Below are 1,284 nucleotides of genomic sequence, written 5' to 3'. Positions count from 1 at the left end.
ATATCTACGGCAAGGCGAAGCTGACGCGGTTTGAAGAGATTTTCGAAGAGTATAAAGTTTGTTTTTGTATCTTTCAGAAAAATAAGGTATACTGTATGTAAACGATTTCAAAGGAGTCCAGTTATGGCGAAAACATTTTTTATTCCAAATAAACAGAGCATTTTAGGAGAACAAGAGATTTTGACTGCCAAGTCCATCTTGGCCTTGGTAGATGGTTTGGAGTCACATAGCTATGATGCGGTTTATCTCCGTCAGCTTCTTAACCGTCTTGAGTATATCGAGTGTGCGATAGTAGGGCAATCACAATTTCTCTTTAAGGTCAGTTATGCTGATGGTCGAAAGGCTTACCGTGTCGATCTTCCTGAGCTACTAACGAAGATAGACTGGGAGATCATCAAGTCATTTTTAGATGCTTTGCTTGCTTACACAGGAACTGAGATTGAAGGACTAGATGGTTTTGATTTTGAAGCTTATTTCCAAGCAAGTATTCAAGCCTATCTAGCAGACCCTGCAGCCCGTTTTACGATTTGCCAAGGAATTTTTAATCCTGTTTTCTTTAGTAATGAGGATTTGAAAAGCTTTTTAGGGGAAGATGGTTTGGCACAGTTTGAAGCGCGTGTGCGTGCGGTTCAAGAGACAGATGCCTACTTTGCAAGAGTTTCCTTCTATCAGGATGGAGAGGGACAAGTGCATGGCGTTTACCATCTAGCTCAAGGAGTCAAGACAGTTTTACCGAGAGAACCATTTGTTCCTGCAGCCTATATGGAGCAATTGGTGGATAAGGAAGTTCAGTGGGAGATTGACTTGGTTCAAATCACAGGAGACGGCTCTAAACCAGAAGACTATGAGGCTATCGCTCGCTTGGACTATGCAAAATTCCTAGAGTCGCTACCATCAGCATTTTACCACCAACTAGACGCCAATCAATTAGAAGTGCAACCCATCTTAGACAAAGATTTTAAAGCATTAGCACAAGAAGAGTAAAGCAGAAGCAGGTCAAGTGACTTGCTTTTTGATATATAAAAAATCCTGCCGTGAAAGACAGGATTGCTACTCAATGAAAATCAAAGAGCAAACTAGGAAGCTAGCCGCAGGCTGCTCAAAACACTGTTTTGAGGTTGTAGATGAAACTGACGAAGTCAGCTCAAAACACTGTTTTGAGGTTGTGGATAGAACTGACGAAGTCAGTAACTATACGCACGGTAAGGCGACGCTGACGTGGTTTGAAGAGATTTTCGAAGAGTATTAGGAGAAAAAGAATGAAAGAAATAACCTTTGACGCAT

At 41.4% G+C, this 1,284-nt stretch carries 2 protein-coding genes; both read left to right on the top strand.

Going from position 1 to position 1,284, the window contains the following annotated elements:
• Nucleotides 1–123 precede the first annotated feature (123 nt).
• On the top strand, nucleotides 124–984 hold the full coding sequence (locus tag HT719_RS11140) for a DUF4299 family protein (protein ID WP_172929233.1): 861 nt from the start codon (nucleotides 124–126) through the stop codon (nucleotides 982–984).
• A gap of 73 nt (nucleotides 985–1,057) precedes the next feature.
• Nucleotides 1,058–1,249, top strand: coding sequence for a hypothetical protein (locus tag HT719_RS11845; RefSeq protein ID WP_240156581.1), 192 nt, complete (start codon nucleotides 1,058–1,060; stop codon nucleotides 1,247–1,249).
• Nucleotides 1,250–1,284 lie beyond the last annotated feature (35 nt).

The organism is Streptococcus sp. k-378, assembly GCF_013277505.1.
Lineage (GTDB): Bacteria > Bacillota > Bacilli > Lactobacillales > Streptococcaceae > Streptococcus > Streptococcus pseudopneumoniae.
Note: the sequence above shows the minus strand (reverse complement) of the source record. Positions and strands in the feature narration are given on the sequence as shown.

Excerpts from the sequence above, each read along its gene's own strand:
- HT719_RS11140 (WP_172929233.1), top strand. The coding sequence starts at position 124 with ATGGCGAAAACATTTTTTATTCCAAATAAACAGAGCATTTTAGGAGAA.
- HT719_RS11845 (WP_240156581.1), top strand. The coding sequence starts at position 1,058 with ATGAAAATCAAAGAGCAAACTAGGAAGCTAGCCGCAGGCTGCTCAAAA.